This is a genomic window from Stenotrophomonas sp. TD3, assembly GCF_001939825.1.
Classification (GTDB): Bacteria; Pseudomonadota; Gammaproteobacteria; order Xanthomonadales; family Xanthomonadaceae; genus Stenotrophomonas.
The window spans coordinates 328,168-352,503 of sequence record NZ_MOYM01000003.1 but is presented as its reverse complement, the minus strand read 5'-3'; the positions used below and the strand labels follow the sequence as shown (position 1 = coordinate 352,503).

Annotated in this window: 22 protein-coding genes; 7 read left to right on the top strand and 15 right to left on the bottom strand. The window is 68.0% G+C overall.

The features are described from left to right. The 3 genes from BKE09_RS21220 to BKE09_RS21210 are packed head-to-tail and all read right to left on the bottom strand — an operon-like array spanning position 1 to position 1,480. A complete protein-coding gene (locus BKE09_RS21220; protein WP_049422794.1) occupies positions 1–657 on the bottom strand; it encodes a hydrolase in 657 nt (218 codons plus the stop codon). Then, positions 654–1,097: an AraC family transcriptional regulator gene (locus BKE09_RS21215; protein WP_075677861.1), complete on the bottom strand. Its 444-nt coding sequence runs from the start codon at positions 1,095–1,097 to the stop codon at positions 654–656. The genes BKE09_RS21220 and BKE09_RS21215 overlap by 4 nt, the downstream gene beginning before the upstream one ends. Before the next feature lie 50 nt (positions 1,098–1,147). Beyond that, on the bottom strand, positions 1,148–1,480 hold the full coding sequence (locus tag BKE09_RS21210; RefSeq protein ID WP_075677859.1) for a hypothetical protein: 333 nt from the start codon (positions 1,478–1,480) through the stop codon (positions 1,148–1,150). Positions 1,481–1,576: 96 nt separating this feature from the next. On the opposite strand from BKE09_RS21210, the gene BKE09_RS21205 reads away from it, so the two are divergent. Together BKE09_RS21205 and BKE09_RS21200 are read left to right on the top strand one after the other, a co-directional pair. Next, entirely contained in the window at positions 1,577–4,606 is a 3,030-nt protein-coding gene (locus BKE09_RS21205) for a sensor histidine kinase (protein WP_075677857.1), read from the top strand. Then, complete coding sequence (locus BKE09_RS21200) at positions 4,599–5,252, top strand: response regulator transcription factor (RefSeq protein ID WP_014037539.1); 654 nt, start codon at positions 4,599–4,601, stop codon at positions 5,250–5,252. Before BKE09_RS21205 ends, BKE09_RS21200 begins: the two co-directional genes overlap by 8 nt. 179 nt (positions 5,253–5,431) lie before the next feature. On the opposite strand, the gene BKE09_RS21195 is transcribed toward BKE09_RS21200, so the two are convergent. From BKE09_RS21195 to BKE09_RS21175, 5 genes are all read right to left on the bottom strand, one after another. Next, positions 5,432–6,748: an acyl-CoA thioesterase/bile acid-CoA:amino acid N-acyltransferase family protein gene (locus tag BKE09_RS21195; RefSeq protein ID WP_240502968.1), complete on the bottom strand. Its 1,317-nt coding sequence runs from the start codon at positions 6,746–6,748 to the stop codon at positions 5,432–5,434. Between the two features lie 113 nt (positions 6,749–6,861). After that, positions 6,862–7,590 carry a LytTR family DNA-binding domain-containing protein gene (locus BKE09_RS21190; RefSeq protein WP_075677855.1) on the bottom strand — a complete coding sequence of 243 codons (729 nt, stop codon included), beginning with the start codon at positions 7,588–7,590 and terminating at the stop codon, positions 6,862–6,864. Continuing rightward, complete coding sequence (locus tag BKE09_RS21185) at positions 7,587–8,642, bottom strand: histidine kinase (RefSeq protein WP_240502967.1); 1,056 nt, start codon at positions 8,640–8,642, stop codon at positions 7,587–7,589. Before BKE09_RS21185 ends, BKE09_RS21190 begins: the two co-directional genes overlap by 4 nt. A 211-nt stretch (positions 8,643–8,853) precedes the next feature. Beyond that, positions 8,854–10,311 carry an amidohydrolase family protein gene (locus tag BKE09_RS21180; RefSeq protein WP_075677851.1) on the bottom strand — a complete coding sequence of 486 codons (1,458 nt, stop codon included), beginning with the start codon at positions 10,309–10,311 and terminating at the stop codon, positions 8,854–8,856. 50 nt (positions 10,312–10,361) lie between these two features. After that, positions 10,362–11,063, bottom strand: a complete 702-nt coding sequence (locus BKE09_RS21175; RefSeq protein ID WP_075677849.1) for an ankyrin repeat domain-containing protein — start codon at positions 11,061–11,063, stop codon at positions 10,362–10,364. A gap of 122 nt (positions 11,064–11,185) precedes the next feature. Between BKE09_RS21175 and BKE09_RS21170 the strand changes: the two genes are divergently transcribed. Continuing rightward, positions 11,186–12,067, top strand: coding sequence for a LysR substrate-binding domain-containing protein (locus BKE09_RS21170; protein WP_014037545.1), 882 nt, complete (start codon positions 11,186–11,188; stop codon positions 12,065–12,067). 137 nt (positions 12,068–12,204) lie between these two features. After that, the gene (locus BKE09_RS21165; protein ID WP_014037546.1) at positions 12,205–12,642 is read left to right on the top strand and encodes a DUF3806 domain-containing protein; all 438 of its coding nucleotides are present in this window, start codon (positions 12,205–12,207) and stop codon (positions 12,640–12,642) included. A gap of 120 nt (positions 12,643–12,762) precedes the next feature. Here BKE09_RS21165 and BKE09_RS21160 read toward each other — a convergent pair whose 3' ends face one another. Next, positions 12,763–13,923, bottom strand: a complete 1,161-nt coding sequence (locus tag BKE09_RS21160; RefSeq protein ID WP_075677847.1) for an amidohydrolase family protein — start codon at positions 13,921–13,923, stop codon at positions 12,763–12,765. A gap of 184 nt (positions 13,924–14,107) precedes the next feature. On the opposite strand from BKE09_RS21160, the gene BKE09_RS21155 reads away from it, so the two are divergent. After that, positions 14,108–14,752 carry a hypothetical protein gene (locus tag BKE09_RS21155; protein WP_075677846.1) on the top strand — a complete coding sequence of 215 codons (645 nt, stop codon included), beginning with the start codon at positions 14,108–14,110 and terminating at the stop codon, positions 14,750–14,752. A gap of 80 nt (positions 14,753–14,832) precedes the next feature. Here BKE09_RS21155 and BKE09_RS21150 read toward each other — a convergent pair whose 3' ends face one another. Then, on the bottom strand, positions 14,833–17,559 hold the full coding sequence (locus BKE09_RS21150; RefSeq protein WP_075677845.1) for a TonB-dependent receptor: 2,727 nt from the start codon (positions 17,557–17,559) through the stop codon (positions 14,833–14,835). Between the two features lie 179 nt (positions 17,560–17,738). Here BKE09_RS21150 and BKE09_RS21145 point away from each other — a divergent pair, with 179 nt between their 5' ends. Then, complete coding sequence (locus tag BKE09_RS21145) at positions 17,739–18,374, top strand: GNAT family protein (RefSeq protein WP_075677844.1); 636 nt, start codon at positions 17,739–17,741, stop codon at positions 18,372–18,374. Here the strand turns inward: BKE09_RS21145 and BKE09_RS21140 are convergent. Both BKE09_RS21140 and BKE09_RS21135 read right to left on the bottom strand, forming a co-directional pair. After that, positions 18,371–19,150 (bottom strand): CDP-diacylglycerol diphosphatase, encoded by a 780-nt coding sequence (locus BKE09_RS21140; protein WP_075677843.1) that lies wholly within the window; start codon positions 19,148–19,150, stop codon positions 18,371–18,373. The genes BKE09_RS21145 and BKE09_RS21140 overlap by 4 nt on opposite strands. A 68-nt stretch (positions 19,151–19,218) precedes the next feature. Next, the gene (locus tag BKE09_RS21135; protein ID WP_014037552.1) at positions 19,219–19,878 is read right to left on the bottom strand and encodes a hypothetical protein; all 660 of its coding nucleotides are present in this window, start codon (positions 19,876–19,878) and stop codon (positions 19,219–19,221) included. 171 nt (positions 19,879–20,049) lie between these two features. On the opposite strand from BKE09_RS21135, the gene BKE09_RS21130 reads away from it, so the two are divergent. Next, entirely contained in the window at positions 20,050–20,346 is a 297-nt protein-coding gene (locus BKE09_RS21130; protein ID WP_075677842.1) for a hypothetical protein, read from the top strand. A gap of 101 nt (positions 20,347–20,447) precedes the next feature. Here the strand turns inward: BKE09_RS21130 and BKE09_RS21125 are convergent, their stop codons facing one another. From BKE09_RS21125 to lldD, 3 genes are all read right to left on the bottom strand, one after another. Continuing rightward, on the bottom strand, positions 20,448–21,332 hold the full coding sequence (locus tag BKE09_RS21125) for a hypothetical protein (RefSeq protein WP_075677840.1): 885 nt from the start codon (positions 21,330–21,332) through the stop codon (positions 20,448–20,450). 161 nt (positions 21,333–21,493) lie between these two features. Continuing rightward, positions 21,494–23,200 carry a D-lactate dehydrogenase gene (gene dld, locus BKE09_RS21120; protein WP_075677838.1) on the bottom strand — a complete coding sequence of 569 codons (1,707 nt, stop codon included), beginning with the start codon at positions 23,198–23,200 and terminating at the stop codon, positions 21,494–21,496. Beyond that, a complete protein-coding gene (gene lldD / locus BKE09_RS21115; protein ID WP_014037557.1) occupies positions 23,197–24,336 on the bottom strand; it encodes an FMN-dependent L-lactate dehydrogenase LldD in 1,140 nt (379 codons plus the stop codon). The genes dld and lldD overlap by 4 nt, the downstream gene beginning before the upstream one ends.

The window sequence follows — 24,336 nt, the reverse complement described above, 5'->3', positions numbered from 1 at the left end:
TCAGTGCCCGCCTTCCTGCGCGCCGAACATGCGCTTGGCGTACTGGATGCCGATGCCATAGCCGCCGGCATGGTCGCGGGCAATGCCGGTGGTCAGCTCGTAGGTCTCACCCCGTGCCCAGTCGCGCTGCAGCTCAAGCAGGTACTGCACGCTGGTCATCGGCACCGCACCGGCCTGCACCATTCGGGTGATCGCACGCTCGTGGGCTTCTTCGCTGACATCGCCGCAGGCATCGGTGATCACGTAGACCTCGAAGCCCTGCGCCAGCGCCGACAGCGCCGGACCCACGATGCAGACGCTGGTCCACAGCCCGGCAACAACCAGGCGACGCTTGCCGATGCGATTGATCTCATCGATCACCGGCTGGTCTTCCCAGGTGTTCATCGAGGTGCGGTCGAACACTGTCTGGCCCGGGAAGATCTCCGGCAGTTCCGGGAACATCGGGCCGGAGAACGACGCTTCGGCAACGGTGGTCAGCAGTACCGGCACGTTGAAGCCCTTGGCGCCCTTGCTGATCAGCGACACGTTGTTGCGCAGCGCGGAGATGTCGATCGTGTGGGTGGCGAACGCCATCTGCGACTGGAAGTCGATCAGCACCAGGGCATGGTCGGTAGGCGACAGCAGGGCCGGGGCGGGCGTGGCGGTGGCAAGGCTCATGGATGGACTCCGTTGGAAACATGATCAGGGGGAAGCAACAGGGCGGCATCACCGGCCAGGTACTGGCCGGGGCTGCAGCCGGTCTCGGCGCGGAAGCTGCGGACGAAATGGCTCTGGTCGAAGAAGCCCAGCTGCTGCGCCAGGCATGCCATCGGCAGCTGCGCGCCGGGCAGCAGTTGCCGCGCGCGTTCGATGCGACGGCGGCGCACGTAGCGCAGCGGGCTTGCACCGGTGCCGCTGCGGAACAGGCGCACCAGGTGGAAACGGCTGACACAGGCGGCCTGCGCCAGTTCGGTCACCCGCAACGGTTGTGACAGATGCTCGTCGACGTAGCGCAGGGCGCGCTGCAATGCGGCGGCCTGCTGCGGTGCCAGCGACACGGCGGGCGGATCGGGCGGAACAACGGTGGCCATGGGGGACGCAGCGAGGGGGTGGCCCATGGTGCGTGGCCGCCGCACGATGCCCTACCCCCGTCGGTCGAGGCCGGCACCTACCCGAATGGGGGAGGCCGATGGCCGAGCCGGCGACGACCGAACAGCCGCGCATCCAGCGAATAGGCACCCGGGCCCAGCGCCAGCAAGGCCAGCGGCAACACCACCAGTGGCCACGGCAGTGCCTGTGCATACAGGCCCAGTGTTGCCGGCACTACCGCCAGCGGCGTCAATACGCCCAGCGCGAGCATCGCCACCGCCAGCAGGCACAGCGCCGACAGCCAGCCCGCCTGCGCGCCCGGCAGGCACAACGCAGCGGCCACGCACAGCCGCAGCCACAGCAGGCCGATGCCCGGACCGCGGTCGGGGAACATCACGAACAGGCGCTGCATTGCCGGGCTCCAGAGGACATGCCGGCGTGATAGCCGACGGCGGCGCCTGCCGCCTACCCCGTTCGGGTCACCCTTGGCTGCCCCACACCTGCCAGAATGCGCGCCATGCGTGGCCGCCCCTTCCCGTTGCAACGTCGCCTGCGGACGCTGCTGACCTGCCTGCTGCTGTTGACCGCCCTGCCCGCCCTTGCCGTGCAGCGCCCACCGGTGAGCGGCGGGTTGCCCGATTACGAGCACACGGCCTGGCGCGTCGGCCAGGGCGCGCCCGGCGATATCTGGGACATCACCCAGGACCGGGACGGCCTGTTGTGGCTGGCCACCGGCTCGGGGCTGTACCGCTTCGACGGTCGTCGTTTTGAACGCCAGGCACCTCCCGCGGGCAGCCATTTCCCGTCCACCAACATGGTCACCCTTGCGCTGGGTCGCGACGATGCACTGTGGATCGGCTACTTCCAGGCCGGCATCAGCCAGTTCGCGCGCGGCCAGCTGCACAACTACGGCCGCGACCAGGGCGTGCCGGTGGGTGTAGTGCCACACTTCAGCCAGGACCGTGACGGCCGGCTGTGGGCCGCGATCAATGGTGGACTACGCGAGTTCAATGGCCAACGCTGGCAGCCGCTGCCCACTGGCATGGGGGTGCCGGAACACCGCGTGCAATGGCTGCTGCACGACAACCGCGGCAGGTTCTGGGTACTGGCCGACCTGAAGGTCTGGATGCGCGCGGCCGGCCAGACCGCGTTCGAAGACACCGGCATCGCCGTCTCGCAGATGGCGACGCTGGCCGAAAGCCCGCAGGGCGAAGTCTGGCTGGCCGACCGCGTGCGCGGTACGTCGCCGCTGGCCAACGCGCAGGGCCTGCTGCCGGACAGCGAACGCGAAGCGCGACGCCTGCCGGACCTGGTCGCTGCGCGCTTGCAGTTCACTGCCGATGGCGCGCTGTGGGCAACGATGAGCCCGCATGGCGGTGTCGCCCGCGTCACCTTCGATGGTGGCCGCGCCGTGCGCATGGAGCGCTTCGATTCGCCACACGGGCTGACCGCCACCTCGGCCGTGCCGATCATCGTCGATCGCGAAGGCAATCTCTGGGTCGGCACCAATCTCGGCCTCAACCGCTTCCGCGCACGCAGCGTGCACACGCTGGCGGTAGGCCCCAGTGATCCCTACCGCTCACTGGTACGGGCCAGCGATGGGCATGTGTATGGCTATGGCGAAGACCTCAAGCCTTACGACCTCAGGCGCATCCTGCTCGATGGCAGTGCCTCGCAGCTGCAGGCCGCCGCGCGCCAGGCACCCACCCCGATCTGGCAGTTCGACTGGGTCAACCTTGCACGCACCGTGGCCGGCCGCACCACGCGGATTCCGCTGCCTGCGCCCTTCACCGGGCAACCACTGCATGCCCTGCTGTTCCCCGACGACGAGCAGGCCTGGGTCTGCACCGGCGAACGGGGGGTGCTGCACTACCAGCACGACCAGTGGCAACGCGAACGCCGCCTGCCCGAGCAGGCCTGCTCGTCGCTGGCACTGGATGCCAACGGCCAGCTGCTGCTCGGCTATGCAGATGGCCGGTTGCGCCGCGTGGGGGCGACGCGCATCGAAACCTTCGACGCCGGCCACGGCCTGTCGGTCGGGCCGATCACGGCGCTACTCGATCATCAGGACCTGCTGCTGGTTGCTGGCGAGGCCGGGTTGGCCGTGCGCCTGGGCAATGGCCGGTTCGTCCAGGTGAGCACCGACATGGCCGGCGTGATGGAAGGCATCACCGGCATGGTCGCCGATGCAAATGGCTACCTCTGGCTCAATGGCAGTCGTGGCCTGGTCCGGCTGGGGAGCGATCAGCTGCGGCGCGCCCTGCGCAGCGGGCAGCCGGTGACGCCACGCCTGTTCGATGCAGTGGATGGCATGCCGGGCATCGCCCTGCAGAGCGGACCGATCGCCACCGCCGCACTGGCCAACGATGGCCTGTTGTGGCTGGCCACCAACCAGGGCCTGGCCTGGCTGGACACCACCCGCTCGCACGTCAACACCATGGCGCCCAGCGTGCGCATCGGCGAAGTGCTGTATGGCAGTGAGCACGAGCCACTGCGCGATGGCCTGCGCCTTCCGGCCGGCACCAGCCAATTGCAGATCGATTACGTGGCGCTGTCGCTGGCGCGCCCGGAGCGCAACCGCTACCGCTATCGCCTGTCCGGCGTCGACGACGGCTGGCAGGATGCCGGCAGCAGCACCCGCGCGTATTACACCAACCTCGCTCCGGGCAATTACCGGTTCGAGGTGGAAGCCGCCAACGAGGACGGCATCTGGAGCACTGCACCGGCCAGCCGCAGCTTCCGCATCGCCCCCACCTTCATGCAGACCGTGTGGTTCAAGCTGCTGTGCGCAGCCGCGATACTCGCGCTGCTGGTGATGGCGGTGCGCATCCGCAGCGGGCAGCTGGCGGCCCTGTTCCGCGCGCGCCTGCAGGAACGCCATGGCGAACGCGAACGCATTGCCCGCGACCTGCATGACACCCTGCTGCAGGGCAGCCAGGGCCTGATCCTGCGCCTGCACGCGATCAGCCAGGCCGCGCAGACGCCTGAGCCCGTGCGCAGCCAGCTGGAATCGGCGATGCAGCTGGCCGAACGCAACCTGGCCGAGGGTCGCGAGCGGGTCAACGCACTGCGCGACGGTCCTTTCGCGGGCCGCGACCTCGCTTCGGCGCTGGCCGATGTTCACGCCGAATACGCCGGGCACGGCACCAATCCGCTGCGCCTGACCGTGGAAGGCGCAACACCAGCACTGCAGGCCGATGCCGCCGAGGAGGTGTTCCTGATCGGACGCGAAGCCATCCGCAACGCGTTGCGCCATGCCCATGCCAGCGCCATTGAAGTGGAGCTGTCCTACGGCACACGGTGTTTCCTGCTGCACGTGCGCGACGATGGCGTCGGCATCGACGACGAGAATGCCGGCCATGGCCATTGGGGCCTGCAGGGCATGCGTGAGCGTGCGCAGCGCCTCGGCGCCGAACTGCAGCTGTGGACCCGGCCCGGCCTGGGCACCGAAGTCGCGCTGGCGGTGCCTGCCCGGCGCCTGTATCACCGCCGTCCATCACGTTGGCGCTGGCCCTGGAGTAGAACACACCATGACTGAGTCCCCTGCCCCCATCGGCGTGCTGGTGGTCGACGACCATCCGCTGCTGCGCGACGGCCTGGCGGCACTGCTGGGCGCCCATTCCGACCTGCGCCTGCTCGGCGAGGCCGCCGATGGCGAGGAAGCCATCGCGCGCTACCAGCAGCTGCAGCCGGACGTCGTGCTGATGGACCTGCAGATGCCACGCCTGGATGGCGTCGAGGCCATCGTGCGGATCCGCGCGATGGATCCGCGTGCACGCATCATCGTGCTGACCACCTATCGCGGTGACGTACGCGCGGTGAGGGCGCTGCAGGCCGGCGCCAGTGCGTACCTGCTGAAGGACATGCTGCGCCATGAGCTGGTCGATACGATCCGCATGGTCGCCGGCGGCCGGCGCGCACCGATTCCCCCGGCGGTGGCGGCCAGCATCGCCGCGCATGTGGTGGAAGACCGGTTGTCGCCGCGCGAGACCGAAGTGCTGCGGCACGTGGCCGGCGGCCTGTCGAACAAGCGGATCGGCGAGCGCATGCAGATTTCCGAGCAGACGGTGAAGGCGCACATGAAGAGCCTGATGGACAAGCTGGGCGTGGGCGATCGCACGCATGCGGTAACCCAGGCACTGCGGCGCGGCATCATCAGCCTTGACGACAGTGGACACGATTAGAGGGGCTCGGCAGGGCTTGCAGCCCTGCCGAGCGGTAGTGCCGGCCGCTGGCCGGCAACCTCAACAGCAACAGCATGGAATCCATGGGATGGCAGTAGAGCCACGCCATGCGTGGATCAATCTCAATCGGGCTCGACCATCCCGACGTTCGATCCAAGGACAAGGCGGTGCACTTCCAGCTACAGCGCCTCGGCCAGGAACGCCAGCACTGCGGGCCCTACCTCACGGTCTGCACGCGCGTGACCTTCGGCGGTACCCCCCACTTCAATGAACGGGCCTACATCATGGCGATGAGTGGTCGGCTGCACGATCGGCGTGATCAGATGCCCGGCGTCTGCGTAATACAGGAAGCGATCACGCTCCCCCCGCCCGGCCGCCGCCAGCTGGCGCTGCGCCACCGCCATCATCACACCTGAATCGCCAAGGCGATCATCGCCTCCGCCAATCCACAGCGTGCGGGCGGCAATGTTCCCGATGGGCAGCATCGCCGCACGCAATGCCGGTTCCCATTGCGGCCCCGGCCTCCCCCAGTCAACCTCCTCGCGGTATGGCAGCCACGGCAGCGGCCGGCCCTGCCAGCTCAATGGTGATCGCTCCACCGCGCGGAAATCCGCAGGAGCCACGTCACGTGCAATACCGCGGAACGGGGCTGGACTGCCGACCCAGGACACGGCGACGCGCAGCCCGGGCAGATGCACCGCCGTCGCCATGGTCACGATGCCGCCCCAGGAGCCCCCCATCAGCCCCACCCGCTGCGGGTCCACGCGGGGATGCCGTTGCAGCCAATGCACTGCATCGCGCACGGTTTCCAGCGGAACCTCGATCAGGTCCTTGGGCACACCCGGCCCGCGGTACCACGCCACCGACAGCGCGACGTAGCCGTTGCTCGCCAACCAGGCGGCATAAAGGTCGCCACCCTCGAATCCACCTTCCGCACCGCCCAGGGCAACCAGTGCAGGCGCCCCTGCATCGGTTTTCAGGTCCTCCGGCAGGTACAGGTGCGCGGGGCGGCCCTCGATCTGCACCCGTTGCACCCGCACCCCAGGCAGCATCAGGTGGCGCTGCAGGGAACGCCGTGCGACCACCGATCCTGCACGCTCCACCTCCAGTTCGAAGGTCTGTGGCTCGAACCCCACGCCATCGCCGGAGCGCTGCCACTGCACGGGAAGTGCACGGGCCCTTCCTTCCTGCGGCTGCATCGACCAGATCAGCCCGCTGGCGTCGATACCCCGGTAGCTGCCCTGCTCGGAGCCGCTGCGTGAGGTGTCGACAATCCCCTGGAGGTCCGCGCGAAGTACAGCCTGTGACTGCCAGCGCTGGCCGGCGCTGTCCTGCATCGACAACCGCAGCTGGATCGCCTCGGCCGCCGCCAGCCCCTCGACGGTAATGATGGGTACGCGATCGGCGCGCCCCTGATGATCCTCGACGTTGACCCTTACATCAGCCAACGCAGGCAGCGTCAGCACGCCCAGCAACACCCCCACGCTCCAACGCATCCGCATCTCCCGCCTCGCTCTGCAAAACCGCAGGGTGCGCTGCCCGCAACGTCTGGATTGCGTACTTCGGCGGCGATGGCGCCAACCGTTCCCTCTCTGGCACCGGCCGTGTGTCAGGTACGTGCCGCCAGTGCTGCTTCCAGCGCTGGCCGGTAGCTGCGGCTGACCGGCAGCTGCACATCGTCGGCCAGTACCAGCACCAGCAGCGCATCGCCATTGTGACGCTCGATCAGTGATCGCACCCGCAGCGGATTCACCAGTACCGAGCGGTGCACGCGCAGCAGCCCTCCCCCCGCCAGTCGCCCCGCCAGCTGTGCCAGTGGTTCACGCAGCAGATGCAGTTGCCGTCCTACGTGCACGCAGGCGTAGTGCCCGGCCATGTCGACATAGTCGATCTGCGCCAGCGGCACATACTGGACGCCACCGGCGCCAGGTACTGCCAGCGCCGGCGCACCGTGGTCCGTGTCCGGTGCCAGCCCCGCCAACCGGCGCACGCGCTCGATCGCTTCCTGCAGGCGCGGCGCCGCCACCGGTTTGAGCAGATAGTCGGCTACGCCCAGTTCAAAGGCGCGCAGCGCGTGCTGTGGCAGCGCGGTGACGAAGATGGTGTGTGCCGCCAGCGTCGGCTGCTGCTGCGGCAACTCCCAGCCGCGACCGTCGGGCAGCACCAGATCCAGCAGCAACAGATCGAATCGGCGCCCCCGCAGCTGCTCGCGTGCCTGCGAAAGAGTGGCGGCTTCGGCATCGACCCGGACCTGCGGAATGTCCACCAGCAACTGACGCAGGCGGTCACGCGCCAGTGCAACGTCATCCACCAGCAGGACACTCAATGGACGCGTCATGCGACGACCTCCGGCAGGACCAGCCGTGCACGGTAGCCACCGTGCTCGCTGCCGGCCAGCAGCCTGCCTCCCAACAGCGCCAGCCGCCGCTGCACCGCAGCGTGGCCGGTACCCAGTCCGTTGCTCGTAGAGGGGCGCAGGCAGGGATTGAACACCGTCACCTCAAGCAGGCCGCCATCCACCTGCGCATGCAGCTCGATCCGCAAGGGCGCATCGCCGGGCTGCCAGCCGCTGTGCAGGACCGCGTTCTCGATCAATGGCTGCAGCAGCAGGCCCGGCACCTGCCACGCCAGCGCCTGGGCGCTGGCCTGCAGGTGCAGATGCAACGCCTCGTCGCGCAGCAGCGACTGCAGGGCCACATAGTCCTGGGCGGCTCCGAGCTCATCGGCCAGGGCGCGATGCGGCGGGCATTGCAGGGTATCGCGAAGCAGCGAGGACAAATGTGCCAATGCCATGTCCGCCATGCCGGGGCGCTGCAGGGCCAGGCCACCAATGGCGTTGAGCGCGTTGAACAGGAAGTGGTGCTGCAGATGTTGGCGCAGGGCGGCTTCACGGGCCTGCCGCAGCACCTCCGACTGCGCCTTCAACCGCTGCAACCCGGCCAGGCCATGGCCCACGCCCGCCACCGCGATGAAGGTCGGCAATGCGAACAAGGCCGTGATACCGATCGCACGCATCACCTGCGCCGGTGCAGGCCAGGGTCGCGCCTGCCACTGTTGCAGCAGCAGGTGGCCCAAGGTCCATCCCAGTGCGGTCAGCAATGGGGTCAGCAGCAGGCCCAGCCCCAGCCAGCCAATCAGGTGCCGGCGTCCAGGCAGTGGCCAGCGCCGGCACGCTGCCCACAACGCCGGCGTCGCCAGCATCCAGGGCAGCTCGGCGCCGAGGATGAACAACGCCGCCGGCAGCAGACCACCGGGTGCCTGGCTCAGGTGAACTGCAGGCACCGCGGTGGCGATCAACAGCCCCCACAGGGCCAGCATCACCCAACACGGGCGTGGCAACGAAAGCGGTGGCTCTGCGGCAGGCAGCAGGAAGGCAGGGGAAACAGGCATGCAGGGATTCAAACCGGAAACGGGCACCATGCTAGGTGCCCGCACCGGATCGTTCCCGTGCCGGAAGCAAGGGGCTCATCCACGCATGGCGTGGATCTACTGCCGGCAGCGATGCCTTGAAGGTTTCCGGTAGATCCACGCCATGCGTGGATTCCGTTCGGGGCCCCGGGGTCGGATCCCTTCCCACGGGGAAGGGCTCTGACCCTGTCCATCATTGCGTCTTCGCAGCTTCGGCATTCCACGCCGCGACCTTGGCCTTGGTATCGGCCAGCATCTTGTCCAGCGCGGCGCGGTCATACACGTTGCCACGCAGGACCACGCTGTCGATCTTTTCGGTGGCGGCAATGTCCTGCAGCGGGTTGGCGGTCAGCAGCACCAGATCGGCGGCCTTGCCCTGTGCGACACCACCGTAACGGTCCATCTGGCCGAACCAGGCCGGGCCGGAACGGGTCGCGGCGGACAGCGCCTGCGGCGCGCTCAGGCCTTCCTTCACGAACAGCTGCAGCTCCTGGTGCAGGGCGATGCCCGGGAAGTTGAACGAATTGAGGAAGCCTGCATCGGTGCCGGCGATGATCGTCACGCCGGCTTCCTGCAGCATCGGCAGCACCGCCGCCACCTGGTGGTACTGCGCGTGGCGCGCTTCGATCTGCGCCGGCGTTGCCTTGGCGGCACGGTCGACGCGCCACTGGTAGGTCGCGCGCAGGCCCGGACCGATATAGGCCAGGTACGGATCATTGGCGTGGTCATCCTGGTCAAGGTAATCGAGGATGCGGCCGCCGTTGAGGGTCGGGGTCACGAATACGCCGCGCTTTGCGAAATCGCGGTACGCATGCATCGCGGTGTCGCGGTCGAAGCTGGCGTCGAGACGCCGGTTGGCTTCGGCGCGGTCGATGCGGCCAGCACCGAAGTCGGCGGCGATCTGCGCTTCGTTCTTGCTGCCGGCCTTGAATGCGTAGTCCAGATGCTCGATCGAGGCCAGGCCGGCATCGACCGCCTGCTCCACGGTCAGCGCCATCGGGATGTGGCCCGAGGCCTTGAAGCCGGCCTTGCGTGCGGCACTGGCCGAGTACAGGAACAGTTCCGGCTTCAACGTGCTGTCGGTGATCTTCACGAAATCGACCTTGTCGTGCTGCAGGCGGGTGATCGCCTTGTCGACGTCGGCCTCGCTGCCCACTTCGATCGTGCCCTTCCAGACCGGCTTGATGCCTTCGATCTTCGCGCCCGAGCTCAGCAGGCGCGGGCCGAACAGCGTGCCCTTGGCGATCTCACCGCGCCATTGCAGCACCTGTTCGGGAAGATCACCGGAGCAATCGCGCACCGTGGTGATGCCGTGCGCGATGTACAGCGGCAGCAGCGCCTTGTTCTCTTCGATCAGCGCCGGGCCGCCACCGAAGTGCACGTGCATGTCCCACAGGCCCGGAATCAGGTATTTGCCCTTGGCATCGATCTGGCGGGCCGCGCTCCACTGGCTGCGCAGCTGTGCATCCGGACCGACGGCGACGATGTCCTCGCCCCGGATCACCACGCTCTGCCCGGCCAGCGTGCTGGCGTGCTCGACATCGACCACGGTGGCATTGCGGATCAGCAGGTCGGCGCGCTCGGCGGCGGAGGCCGACAACGGGGCCACCGCAAGAAGGATGGCAAGGGACAGCGGACGGGAACGGAACATGGACGGCATCCTGGTAGGCACGACCCGCGTGCGGGTGGAAGGGTTGGGGTTCAGCGCACCGCGCCGTGCTGGCGCAGCAGGGTTTCAATTCCGGTATAGCCGCGCTGGCGCGCATGGGCCAGCGGCGTTACGCCATCGCCATCGGCCAGCTCCGGGTCGGCACCGGCATCCAGCAGCAGCTGCACGATCTGTGCGTGGCGCGCGCCGCCATCGCCGAGCAGGATCGCTTCCAGCAGCGCGGTCCAGTGCAGGCGGTTGACATGATCGACCGCCACGCCCGCGCGCAGCAGCGTACGTACGGTGGCGACATGGCCGCGTTCGGCGGCCGGAATCAGCGCGGTGCCGCCATAGCGGTTGGTGCTGCGCAGATCGGCGCCGTGCGCCAGGGTGATCGCCAGGATCTCGTCCAGGCCACGCGCGCCGGCGTACAGGTAAGCGCTGTCCTGCAGCGCATCCTTGGCGTTGACGTCAGCACCGGCTTCGATCAGTTCGCGCGCGGCATCCACGTTGTTGCCATGCGTGGCCAGCAGCAACGCGGTGCGGCCCTGGCCATCGCGCGCCTCCAGCGTGGCGCCAGATTCGATTGCCTGCCGCACCGCATCGGCGTCGCCCCGGCTGGCGGCGTCCCGCAGGCGCGCATCCGCGTCGGCCCTGGACGTGGCCGTGCAGGCAGGGGTGACCATGGCCAGCAGGCACAGCAACAGCACGCGTGTGAACGGCGCAGGCCAGGCGGGGGAACAATGGAAGCGCATGACGGTGTTTCCTCCTGTCCGTCGCCTCGGAACGCCGGGCGACGGTAGCAACAGCCGGGCATTGCCGGCCCCTGCCCTGCATGGTAGAAGTCGGCCTGGGTATCCAGAAGTGAAATGTTCAAATGCAAGACAGTGCCAAATCGAATAGAACCCTGTTCGAACTGGACCTGCTGCGGGCGTTGGTGATGGTGGCCGACTGCGGCAGCTTCACCACGGCGGCCACGCGCCTGCATTCGACCCAGTCCACGGTCAGCCAGAAGGTGCGCCGGCTGGAAGAACTGGCCGGGCATCGCCTGCTCGAGCGCGGGCACCGCGATGTGCACCCCACCGACGCCGGCCACACCCTGCTCGGCTACGCGCGGCGCATGCTCGACCTGAACGAGGAAATGGCACAGGCGCTGGCGGGCGCCACCGTGGAAACCGCGGTGCGCATCGGTGTCCCCGAGGACTTCGTCAACGCGCAGACCACACGCATGCTGGCCGCTTTCAGCCGCCGCCACCCACAGGTGAAACTGGAAATCAGCAGCGGCCTCAGCCGCGACCTGGCGCACGGCTTCGACCACGGCGAACTGGATCTTGTGCTGGTCAAGCAGCGGCGCAACAGCCGCCAGGCGGTGCACTGCCGCCGCGAGCCGATGCACTGGATCGACAGCCTGCGCAGCAGTTGCCTGCTGCAGGACCCACTGCCACTGGTCACGTTCCCACCCCGCGGGCTGTACCGCGACGAGATGATCCACGCCGTGGAGGCGCTGGGCCTGCGTTGGCGCATTGCCTTCACCAGTTCCTCGCTCAGCGGCATCCAGGGGGCGGTCGCCGACGGCATCGGCATCAGCCTGCTGCCGCGCCGTGCGGTTGCCCGCGATCACCGCATCATCGATGGTGAGCGCGACCTGCCGGTGATCGACAACTACGAGATCGGCCTGCTGCATCGCGCCGATGCCGATGATGCGGTGCGTGCGCTGGCCAGCGAGCTGTGGCGGCAGGTACAGCGCGAACCGGATTGAGCACTGCACTGCAGATCCACGCCACGTACGGATGAAATCCGCGCATTGAGCATCGAAACCTGATCACGCCTGTCGCACGGAAATCACGCGTCTCCCCCTATAGTGCGCGCTGTTTCCGTGCTCCACGGCGCTTTGTGATGTCCGACGAAACCCCGGCCCGCTTCGACCCCCTGCCCGCCGCCCTGCAGACGCACCTGCAGCACCAGCGCTCGCTGATCGCCGCGCGCGTGGCCGCCGGCTTCCCAACGCTGCCGGTGCAATGGCCACTGGCGGCCACCACGCTGCAGCGGGTGGTCGATGCCGAGCTGATCGATCGTGACGACTGCGACGGCTGGGAAGCACTGGGCGTGGCGTTCGGCGATACCCTGGCCCAACGCGTTCCCGGCCTGGCCTGGATGCAGGTCACCGATGCCTGGGGCATCGACGCGGTGCTGCGCTACGCCGACAGCAGCCTGCAGATCGGCGCCAGCACACTGCTGCTCAAGCGCGTCGAACAGGGTGAGGTCATCGACATCGCCCATCTGCTGGCGTGGCTGGAAGAGTTCGTCGCTACCCGCGCCGACGATTACGCCTGAGAAGCCGCCGAGCATGGCTCGGCGCAACCGGAACTGGCGTGGCGTGGCGTGATGGGTGGATCCACGCCATGCATGGATGGAACCACCGCGCGGCCACAGTCATCCACGCACAGCGTGGATCTACAGCCAACGGCCATCAACTACCACGCGTCGTTCCACCGGCACTGCAGTCACGGCCGCCGGACCGTGGTCGGCGCGCACCGCCACGAAGGTGGCCGGCAGGCCTTCGGCAATGCCGTACTGCGGCAGCCCGATCACCTGCGCGGCATGGGTGGTGACCATGTCCAGCGCCAGCATCAGATCGGCATCGGTGTAGAAGCCCGAGCGGTAGCCCAGCAGCATCGCCCGCTGCAGCAGGTCGCCGTTGCCGTACGGCCACCAGCAGTCGCGGATGTTGTCGTTGCCGGCGAACACGCGCACGCCGGCGTCATGCAGCGCACGCAGCGGCGGGAACGGATGGTCGCCCGGTGCATTGCTCATGATCGCCACGCCCGCCGTCGCCAGCGCCTCGGCCACCTGCAGCGCGCGTGCCAGCGGCACTTCACCCAGCGCATAGGCATGGCTGACCGCAACGCGCCCCTGCAGCCCGGCGGCCCGCGTCCGCGCGGCGATGCGCAGCAGCTGGGCCAGGCCGGTTTCACCAGGCTCGTGCAGATGGATGTCCAGCTGCACGCCATAACGTTCAGCCAGACCGAACAGCAACGCCAGTTGGCCTTCGGCATCACCATCGAGCGTGGTCGGGTCGATGCCGCCGAGCACTTCCACGCCCGCGGAAAGCGCCTGCTCCAGCACGGCGGCCGTACCCGGGCAGGACATCACCCCGGCCTGCGGGAACGCCACCAGCTGGATGCGCATGATGTCGGCACAGCGCAGCGCCGCTTCGCGTACAGCCTCGAGGTGGCGCAGGCCGGTGCTGCCGTCGATATCGACGTGACAGCGCATCGCCACGGTGCCGAAGCCACTGCATTGGCGGATCAAGGCCTCGGCGCGGTCCACCATCGGCGCGGCGGCCGCCACGGCGGCCTTTTCCACCGCCAGCCGCTCGCGCAGGCTGTTCACCGGCTGGTGCGGGTGCCAGCGGTCGCCGACAAAGCTCTTGTCCAGATGAATGTGGCCGTCAACCAGGCCCGGGAGGACGGCATAGCCCTGCAAGTCGACGCTTTCCGCCCCTTCGGCCGGCACGGCAGCGCCATTGAGGCCGTGGATGCGCCCCTCACGGATATGGAAATGCAGCGGTGCGCCGGCGCGGTCCACCGCACCGTGGACGAACTGAAGCGTCATCGGAAACTCCCGGAAAGCCAAGTCATGGCGCCATCCTGCGCGCTGGCACTGCCATCGGCCAACGAAATATCTGGATGCCACACATTCATCAGAACAATGAATGCCCCCGCGACAACCGGTCGCAGCCACGCCGTGCACACGCCTGAACGGGTACCATAGGCACCTGTTTCCGCTGTGATGCCGCATGGGCCCGTCCGACCGCCACGATCGCCTCCGCCGCTGGCAGGCCGCGTCCCTGCTTGCTGCTGCCCCGATGGCCAGCCTGTCCGCCACTGATGCGGCCGCCACCGCACCGCTGCAGGCGCCGCCTGGCCAACAGCGCATCGCCTCGGCCGCCCTGGTCGAGCGGCTGCACCAGCGCGTGCTGTCCGGGCAGAGCGCCACCGCCACCCTGGAACACTGGTGCGCCGAACACGGCCTGGCCGAACAGGCACGGGTGCGCGCGGTGCGTGTGCACGGCCAGGACAAGCCTGCCCCGGACGACGTGCTGCAGGCGCTGGGCGCAACGCAGCCCGGCACCGCCCTGCGCTACCGCCGCGTGCAGCTGGTCTGTGGCAACCGCGTGCTCTCCGAGGCCGACAACTGGTACCTGCCGGACCATCTCAGTCCGGCCATGAACCAGGTGCTGGACGGCACCGACGAACCGTTCGGCCGCGTGGTTGGCCCGCTCGGCTTCCAGCGCCAGACACTGGCTGACCAGACCTTCTGGCCACCGCGTGGCGAAGGCGATCACGGCGTGATCCTGGAGGTGCGTGCCCTGCTGCGCGACCGCCAGCAGCAGCCTTTCAGCTACGTCATCGAGTCGTACCTGCAGCAGGCACTGCCCTAGGCGACCGGCGCGCGCGATCACAGCGTATATCGACACAGCAGAAGGCCCGGCAATGCCGGGCCTTCTGTTTGCCAGCCGGATCAGCGGAACCGGTAGTCCAGCTGCAGCCAGTACTGGCGACCATACGGGTCGTAGTTGCCGACCGGATAGAACGGCCACCCACCACCGTTCTTGTCCGCCGGCGGACGGCTGTCACGCAGGTTGTTGACGATCACGCCCACCGACAGGTTCTCGCCGAACTGGCGGAACACGCTGGCGTTGTAGGTCATGTACGGTGCGATGCGGCCGCTGCCATCGGTCTTCGGAAGCGAGCCGAAACGGTTGCCGTACAGCGTGGTGGTCCAGTCACCCTGATTCCAGGTGATGCTGCCGTTGGCCTTGCTGCGCCACTGGTAGTCATCCAGCGAATTGCGGATGTCACGCTCCGGGTCATCTGAGAACTGCCGGTACGTGTGCTCCAGCACCACGGTGTAGGCCAGGCGCGTGGTGAAGCGGCCATAGCGGCCGGCATCGAAGCGCCAGTTGCCCTTCAGGTCCAGCCCGCGCACCGACTCGGAAGCCGCGTTGATCGGGTTGATCAGCACGCGGGTCACCTGGTCCGGCTGCACCGTGGCGTTGGACGGATTGCGGATCACCCGCGACAGCGCGTCCTGGCACAACGGCGAACCGATATCGCGTGCTTCGCCACCCAGCGTGCGGCCCAGGCGGCAATCGGCCTCGTCGCGCAGGATGCGGCTGGTGTCGAGGCTGGTGACCTCGTTGTCGATGCGGATGTCGTAGTAATCGGCACTGAAATCCAGCCCGGACAGCGGCGACCAGACCACGCCGAAACCATAGGACTTGGCGGTTTCCGGCTGCAGCTGCGCGTTGGCACGGTTGCTGTAGTCGATCGACAGGCCGTTGAAGTCGCAGTTGTCGTACGACTGGCCTGCGGTGCGGCAGCGCCAGTAGTCGGTCATGCCCGGGTTGTAGCCGCGGGTCTCGGTGGCGAACACGTAGTTCATGTCCGGCGCACGGAAGCTGGTCGCAGCAGAGCCGCGGATCAACAGGCTCTCGATCGGGCGGAACTCGACGCCGAAGCTCCAGGTCGCCTTGCCGATGTGCTCGCCGCCGGCGCGGTACTGGTCATAGCGACCGGCCAGCGTCGTGGTCAGCGATTTCAGCAACGGCAACTGCAGCTCCACGCCCGCCGCATAGCGGTCACGATCACCGACGGCACCGATTCCGGCGCTGGTGTTCCAGAACTCGCCGGTGCCCAGGCGCGGGTCCGGGCGGTTGCGGTAGCCCTGGCTGCCAGCCTCGACCACCGCCGCGAGCGCAGCGTCACCGCCCGGCAGCGCGAACAGGCGGCCGTTGACGCTGGCGCTGAAGGTCTGCAGCCACGCCGCGTTGCGGCTTTCCTGGTAGCCGGACAGGCGGCCGTATTCCTCCGGCGTCAGCGGCTGGAACAGGCGCGACGGATCCGGCGCATAGACCTCCACGCCGTTGCGCACGCCCCGTTGCGGGCCGAGCAGGTACTCGTTGATGCCGGCCAGCAGCACCGGGCGCCGGGTGCGGTTCTCGTAGCGCGACCGGCTGTAGACCGCTTCATAGTCCCAGCCGCTTTCGCCGATCTGGCCGCGCGCGCCCACGTTGAACGACCACGAGTTCTCCAGGAACCGGTTGGCGTTGCGCGGCAGGCCCCCGATCTCCTCCGGCGCGAACCGGCGGTACCAGCTCTCCAGGTTGCCGGTGTTCTGGTTGTAGAAGTAGTTGCGCGACGACGTCCAGGTCGGGGCGCGGGTGTTGTTGCTGATGCGTGCGCTGCCCACCGCCAGGTCGGCGAACAGGTCGGTGTGCTCGTCCAGATGGAAGGTCAGCAGGCCGTAGCCATTGAGGTTGCGCTTCTCGGTCTGCACGGTCCAGTAGCTGGCGGCGGCCTCGTTGCTGCCGCAGTACCACCCCTGGCGCGGGTTGTTGGCGCGGAACACGCTGCCGCCATAGATGCCAGACGCTGTGTCGCAGCCAGTGACGCCCGGATCGATGTTGCGACCGGTGGCGGCATTGCGGCGATAGGCGATCGCCGTCGCCTGCGGTGCCTTGCCGGCGGGGTCATCGTCCAGCGAATCCATGAAGTCGCGCTGGCGCGCGTGGATCGCCTTGCGCACATCGAACTCGAAACCGAACAGGCCGTCCCAGCGTTCGCCGGACGTGCCCCAGACCACCTGCACGCGCTGGTTGTCACCGCCGCCCTGCTGGGTGCCGCCGGCGCGCACGTTCACGTCCACGCCCTCGAAGCGGTCCTTGAGGATGATGTTGACCACACCGGCAATGGCGTCGGAGCCATAGACCGCTGACGCACCGGCGGCCAGCACTTCGATGCGCTCGATCAGGGCGCTGGGAATGTTGGCCAGGTTGACCACGTTCACCGAGCCCTCGTAGGCCAGCGGGTAGTCGGCCTGGCGGCGGCCGTTGACCAGCACCAGCGTGCGGTTCGGGCCCAGGCCACGCAGGTTGATGGTGTTGGCGGCCGGCGTGAACGTATTGCCGAAGTCCTCGCCCTGTACGTTGCCGGTGTTCTCGGTCAGCGCACTCAGGGCGTCGAAGGCATTGCGGTAACCCTGGGCGTCGATCTGCTCACGGCTGATCACCGTCACCGGCGATGGCCCCTCGACACTGGCACGTGGAATGCGCGAGCCGGTGACCTTCACTTCCTGCAGTGTGGTGGGTGCGCTTTCCTGCGCGAAGGCCGGCAGCGAGACCAGCATCAGGGACGACAGCGCGAGCACCAGCGGACGCGGGTGCATCGCCTTGTGGGAGGCGGACATGAGCTTCCTGGGGGAGTGGGCGGGTGGTACGGGAGCCGCAGCCGGTACGGCACATAACGATCCCGTAACGAAAGTGTCCTGAATGGGTGGTTTCAACGGAAATGACCAGCCCTGATGGGCTTATGCCTGAACCGAATCAGACCCGTTCCCGGCACCGCCACGCTTTTGCAATGAATTGCATGGCCTGGCGCATCGCTGGTGCGCATCGTGCCAGGATGACCAACAGCGCCCCTTCCAACCACTTCGCTCCGCTACGACCCGTCCTGCGCCGCCACTTGCTGCACCTCCAGGCCACGCCCATCACCCTGCGTTCGTTCCAGCGCACCGACCTGCCACGCTGGCGCGCCTTCGACGACCGTCGCCAGCGTGGCCAGCGGCATCCCCATGGCATTGATGAAGAGGCGCGGTTCCTCGCCAGCGTCTATCGTTCACGCCTCCAGGAAGACAACGACCTGCTGGTGCTGGGCGTGTTCGACGACGCGCAGGGCGTCCTGCACGACCAGCTGCATATCCGCCTGCAGTCGCTGCATTCGCGCTGCGCCGAGCTGCAATCGCTGCAGCACCAGCACGCGCACCCGCAGGCGGCACTGAGGGCACTGTGCCCGTTCCTGTTCGACGATGTCGGCCTGCACCGCCTCTTCGTGCTGCTGCCGCCAGGCTGCACCACCCCGTTTGCCCAGGCGCTGCACGCCCATGGGTTCATCCGCGAAGGGATCCTGCGCGACTACCACCTGGACGCGCAGGGATGGCATGACCGCCAATTGCTGGCGCTTACAGCACCGGCCTGGCACAGCTGCCAGCAACGGATCGGTTAACGCACCCGTTCCAGTGCCGCACCCGCGCCGGTCAGCGCCGTGCAGGCGTGGTCCTGCAGCTCCTCGCCGCTGGCATCGTTGCCGCTGGCGGCATCCACGCGTGTAGCCAGCAGGATGAAGCCGGGGCCGCGCTGCACGTCATCGCGTCCGGCCACCACCAGGCTCCACTGGCCCACATCGCCCACGCCGCTCAGGCCATAGGCCAGCAGGTTGAGCGGATTGGCGGTCAGTTCCGCACCCGGCAGCAGATAGGCCTGGTACTGATGCCCGCGCAGCGGCACCGGCAACGGTGACCAGCGCGGACCGAGCGCACCGGCATGTGCATCCAGTACCTGCAGCACATCCGCGCGCAGGCAGTCGACATGGATATGCAGCTGATGCTGCGAGCGGCCGTGCGGTGAATTCAGCGCCAGGCTGGCCACGTTGCGCGGCAGCGGCTGGCCCAGGGCCTGTTCGGTATGCCCGCGCGCCTGCCAGGCGGCCGCAAAATAGTTGGGCGCCCCACGCTGGTACAGGCCGTGGCTCTCGATGCCACTGACCTTGTCCAGCGGCATCAGCAGGAACTGGTAGTCGCCGTGCGCATCCTTGACCAGCACGTCGCGGCGGTCGGCCGCCGTCTCCACCCGCAGGCAGCTGCCACGCGGCCCTTCCACCGCCTTGCAGTCACGCTCGATCAGGCGCCACAGCGCATCGGAATGGGCCGGCGGCGGAGGCGGCGCGCTGGCGCAGGCGGACAACAGCAGCAGGGGCGACAGCAGCAAAGGGCGCAGGGACACGGCAGCGACTCACGGAACAGGCACGGCAGACGGCGCCGCGCTGCATTCTAGCCAGTGCAATGCTGCAATCAGTAGGTGCCGAACGGCACTTCAACCACGAACGGGGCCCCGCCGTCGCCGCCCTGCAGGGTGTAGCGGTCCAGCGCACCATCGTCATCGGCGTGCGGCTGGCGCTGGAAATGCAGGGGATAACGGTTGTCGCCCAGCAGGACGGCACTGCCATCGGCCTCCAGGGCGGCACCCTCGGGAACCAGCAGCCCGCCCAGGTCGCTGTAGGCCCCGGGCACATCGGCGAAGCCGTAGTCGGCCAGTTCGTCCACCCGCTGCATCGCATAGACATGCGGCAGATAAGGACGCGCCGGGCTGCGGCCATTGCTCAGGTCGGTCACCCAGGCCTGCGGCAGGTGGTACTGCTCGCGCAGCGCAGCCACGCCCAGCGACGGGCTGGCCACCTGCAGGCAGCACACTGTCCGCTTGCCTTCACGGTCGAGGATGGCGAAACGGTCGCCGCGGGTGGCCGCCTGCGGCAGCATCGCGAAGGCCAGATTGCGCTGGGCCGGCGCGTAGCCGGCCTCGGTCTGCAGGTTGCGCCAGGCACCGAACACCGGCGCTTCCGCGGCTGCGGCCGGCACTGGCTCGGCCGCGGTGGCGGCAAACGCCACGCCCAGCACCGACACTGCAAGTACCATCATCGCCCTGCGCTTGTCGCGGAAACTGCCTGCCGTCATACCGTATCCAGCACCTGCACCGGAATGGCCCGGCCTGCCCGCTGGCGTGCTGCCAGTCATCCCTCCCACTATGCAATGACCATGCTGTGCGGGCAATGACCGGGACGCTGACGCCTTTCGCGCGCCGGGTGCTATCGTTCCCGCCATCTTCCCCTGCGCAGGAGCGCTCGCATGTCTGCATTCCGTCTGTCCCTGTTGCTGCCGGCCTCTGCCCTGCTGCTGTCGGCCTGTGTCAGCACCCCGGGCCCGCAGGTCAAGGGCACCGGCCACTGCGACGCCAGCCAGCTCGGCTGGGCGATCGGCCAGCCGGCCAATGAACCCAACATCCGCCGCCTGTCCAGCGAGAGCGGTGCCGGCCTGGTCAACCCGATCGGCCCCAACACCATCACCACCAAGGACATCCGCCACGACCGCCTGCGCGTATACGTGGACAAGGACAACATCATCACGTCCACCCGCTGCGAGTAAGCGCGGCAGCAGTTTTTGTAGCGTCGAGCCATGCTCGACTGGCGTTCCGTGCGGTCCGTCCGAAAGCCAGTCGAGCATGGCTCGACTCTACAATCCAAGGTTCACGGTTCGGTATACCCCGCGCAGTCCGGCAGTGGCTGGTCGGGGTGGAACACCCCATCGCTGAAGCGGAACAGCCGCGTGTAGCTGCACGCCGGGTCCTGCTCGGTGCGCAGGTCCTTCTTCTTCAGCGGCCCCTTGGCCAGCGAATCCTCGAAGCGTGAGACACCGGCCGGGAACCGCGTTGCCACCGTCTGGTAGCGCAGCACCGGCATGCCCCCGGCGGCCGTATCCAGCCCCAGCCTTGCCGAGAACCCGTACTCATCGTGGCAGGCACCGGCGCGCTGCTTCATGTCCTGCTCGCTGAAACAGGCGCGGATCATCGCGTTGCCCAGCCATGGCAGGGTCAGCACGTCGTCGTCCACCTGGATGTCGTCCTGCAGGTGGCGCACACGCGCCAGCTGCAGTGTGGACGCGTCGGCACCCCCACCGGAGTACATCGCGCTGAACGTGACGATGCCGCCCACCAGCACGTTCTGACGGGCACGCTGCTGCGGATCGGTGACTGCTTCATCGCTGCCCACGCCCGGCGCCAGCCGCACGATCCACGGCCACAGCGACAGCTCGCTTTCCTGCGGCACGTCGATGCTGACGTGGTAGACATGCGGTTTGCTTTCGCCGGCCACCTTTTCAGAGACTTCCAGCGAGGTTGGACGGTCACCGTCCTCGGGCACAGGCTGCACGCGCACGCACCAGGCACGATCGAGGGTGCAGTACTGCATGCGTGCCTCGCCCTGCCCGCTCTGTTCCAGCACCTGCCCCAGCGGCTCCATCACATTGCCGGCGGCGTCGCGCTGCTGCGGCAGGATCGAGGACTGGGCCAACACCAGCAGCGGGGTCGCCAGCAATGCAGCGCACAGGGCCGTGCGGGCAACGAGGGTGGGCATGGGCGGCTCCTGCGGTTGGGACTCCGATGGTAACCGCTGCCCCGGTAGAGTCGAGCTCGCTCGACTTCACCTTTGTAGAGTCGAGCCATGCTCGACTGCTGTCTGTCGGGAAGAGCAGCCGAGCATAGGCTCGGCTCTACAGTAAAGCCGCGTTGTATCCGTCAATGCCCACTGCAATCACAGCTGCCCCATCCCTTCGCCTTCGATGTCTGGCCGATACCCGGGTTGAAGGTATTGCTCGGGTCCAGCTGCCGGTAGAAACCGGCCAGCGCCGGCTTGGCCGGGTACAGGTGGCCGACGTTGTGCTCGGCCGGATACTCGGCGCCACGCTGGTCCAGCAGCGCCCACATCGCATGCTCGATCGCCATCGGGTCTTCGCCCTTGCGCGCGATGTAGTCCTGGTGGAACACGTGGCACAGGAAGTGGCCGTAATACAGCTTGTGCAGCAGGCGGCCGTCGATATCGGCCGGCAGCTGCTCGAACCAGTCGGCGTCATCACGGCGCAGGGCGATGTCCAGCGCCACGATGTCCTGCACCTGGTCGCGATGCACCTCGCGGTAGCGCACCGCCGCACCGGCCACGGCGAAGCGATGCAGGAAGGCCTTGCGCCCCTCATCGGCCGTGCAGTGGAAGTAACCACCCTCATGGTCGGCGAAGAAGCCGCGCAGCCAGGCCTCGGTTTCTGCTGCGTCCTGCGCGGAGACCTTCAGCAACAGGTGATGCTCATAACGCTGGCGGAACTCGCCCATGCGCTTGGGCAGGTGCGAGGGCAGCAGGCCGGTCAGCACCTGCATCACCCGGTCGGTCACCCCGCGCAGGCCCAGCCGTTCGAACCAGCCATCGACCCGGCTCTTCAGCGCGAACGCGGCGGGCACACGGGAAGTGCCGAGGCGGTCGATCAACAGGAAGCTGTCCTTGCCGTAGCGCTCGCCGATGTCATAGGCATCGCGGTGGATGTATTCACCGGCAATCGGCAGGCGCTCGAAGCCGGTCAGCAGCTGGCGCCGGATCGCAGTGAGGCTGTCGGTGCGGTTGCTGCCGATGTAGAAGACCTCGGCAGCCTCCTTTTCGAAGGTGTCCAGGCGCACCGCGAACACCGCCAGCTTGCCAGCCGAACCGGCCGCTTCGAAGTGGCGGCTGGGATCGGCGTTGAAGCGCGCCGGTGTATCGGCATCGACCCTGCGCACTTCCTCGGCATAGCGTGGATCGGATGCAGCGCGGCCACCGCCGTCACCCACGTCAGCGGCGCTGTAGTCGCCGGCCTGCAGGCGCTGCAGGATCTGCTCGGGCGCATCACCCAGCGCGATGCCCAGATGGTTGACCAGCTGCAACTGGCCCTGCGCATCGACCTGCGCATACAACGCCAGCTCGGTGTAGGCCGGGCCACGGCGCACCAGCGCACCGCCGGAGTTGTTGCAGATGCCGCCCAGCACCGAGGCACCGATGCAGGACGAGCCGATCACCGAATGCGGTTCACGGCCCAGCGGTGCCAGCGCCTGCTCCAGGCGGTCCAGCGTGGCGCCGGGCAGGCACAGCACCTGGCGGCCCTCGTTCAACAGCTGGATGCCGGTCAGGCGCAGCGTGCTGACCAGCACGATCGGCCGCCCATAGTCGTTCCCATCCGGGGTCGAGCCACCGGTCAGGCCGGTGTTGGCTGCCTGCAGGATGATCGCCGCGCCGCCCTGCACCGCCGCCTGCAGCACACGCCACAGCTCCAGCAGCGTACCCGGGCGCACCACCGCCAGCACCGGGCCCTCACCGAAGCGGTAGCCACGGCGGAAACGGCGGGTGGCCTTGTCGCCGGTCAGTACGTGGCGACTGCCGACTGCGTCGCGCAACTGCGCCAGCACGGCATCGTGGCCACTCATGGCAGGCTGACCAGCGAATCGCGGCCGATGTCGGCGATGCGGCGCGCGCCGGTCAGTGTCATCGCCACGCGCATCTCCTTGGCGATCAGGTCCAGCAGGTTGGCCACGCCGGCCTCGCCCTGTGCGGCCAGCGCATAGACGAAGGCACGGCCCAGCAGCACGGTATCGGCCCCCAGCGCCAGCATGCGCACCACGTCCAGGCCGGTGCGGATGCCGGAATCGGCGAGGATCTTCAGGTCGCCCTGCACCGCATCGGCAATCGCCGGCAATGCACGCGCGGTGGACAGCACGCCATCCAGCTGGCGACCACCGTGGTTGGAGACCACGATGCCATCGGCGCCGAACTTGACCGCGTCGCGCGCGTCATCCGGGTCGAGGATGCCCTTGATCACCATCGGGCCCTTCCAGAACTCGCGGATCCATTCCAGGTCCTTCCACGAAATGGACGGATCGAAGTTGCTGCCCAACCAACCGATGTAATCCTCCAGCCCGGTCGGGTTGCCACGATAGGTGGAGATGTTGCCGAGGTCATGCGGGCGGCCGAACAGGCCCACGTCCCACGCCCAGTGCGGATGGGTGATGGCCTGGCCGATGCGGCGCAGCGAGGCGTTCGGACCGCTCATGCCCGAGTGCGCGTCACGGTAGCGCGCGCCCGGCACCGGCATGTCCACGGTGAACACCAGCGTGGTCACGCCCGCAGCCTGTGCGCGCTCCAATGCATTGCGCATGAAGCCCCGATCGCGCAGCACGTACAGCTGGAACCACATCGGCCGCTGGATCGCCGGGGCCACTTCCTCGATCGGGCACACCGATACGGTGGACAGGGTGAACGGGATGCCACGGCTGTCGGCCGCGCGCGCCGCCTGTACTTCACCGCGCCGGGCATACATGCCGGTCAGTCCGACCGGCGCCAGCGCCACCGGCATCGCCAGCGTTTCGCCGAACAGTTCGGTTTCCAGGCTCAGGTCGGACATGTTGCGCAGGATGCGCTGGCGCAGCGCGATGTCGGACAGGTCGGAAACGTTGCGCTTCAGCGTGTGCTCGGCATACGCGCCGCCATCGATGTAGTGGAACAGGAACGGCGGCAGCCGGCGTTGCGCTGCGGCACGGTAATCGGTGGAGGCGGAGATGATCAT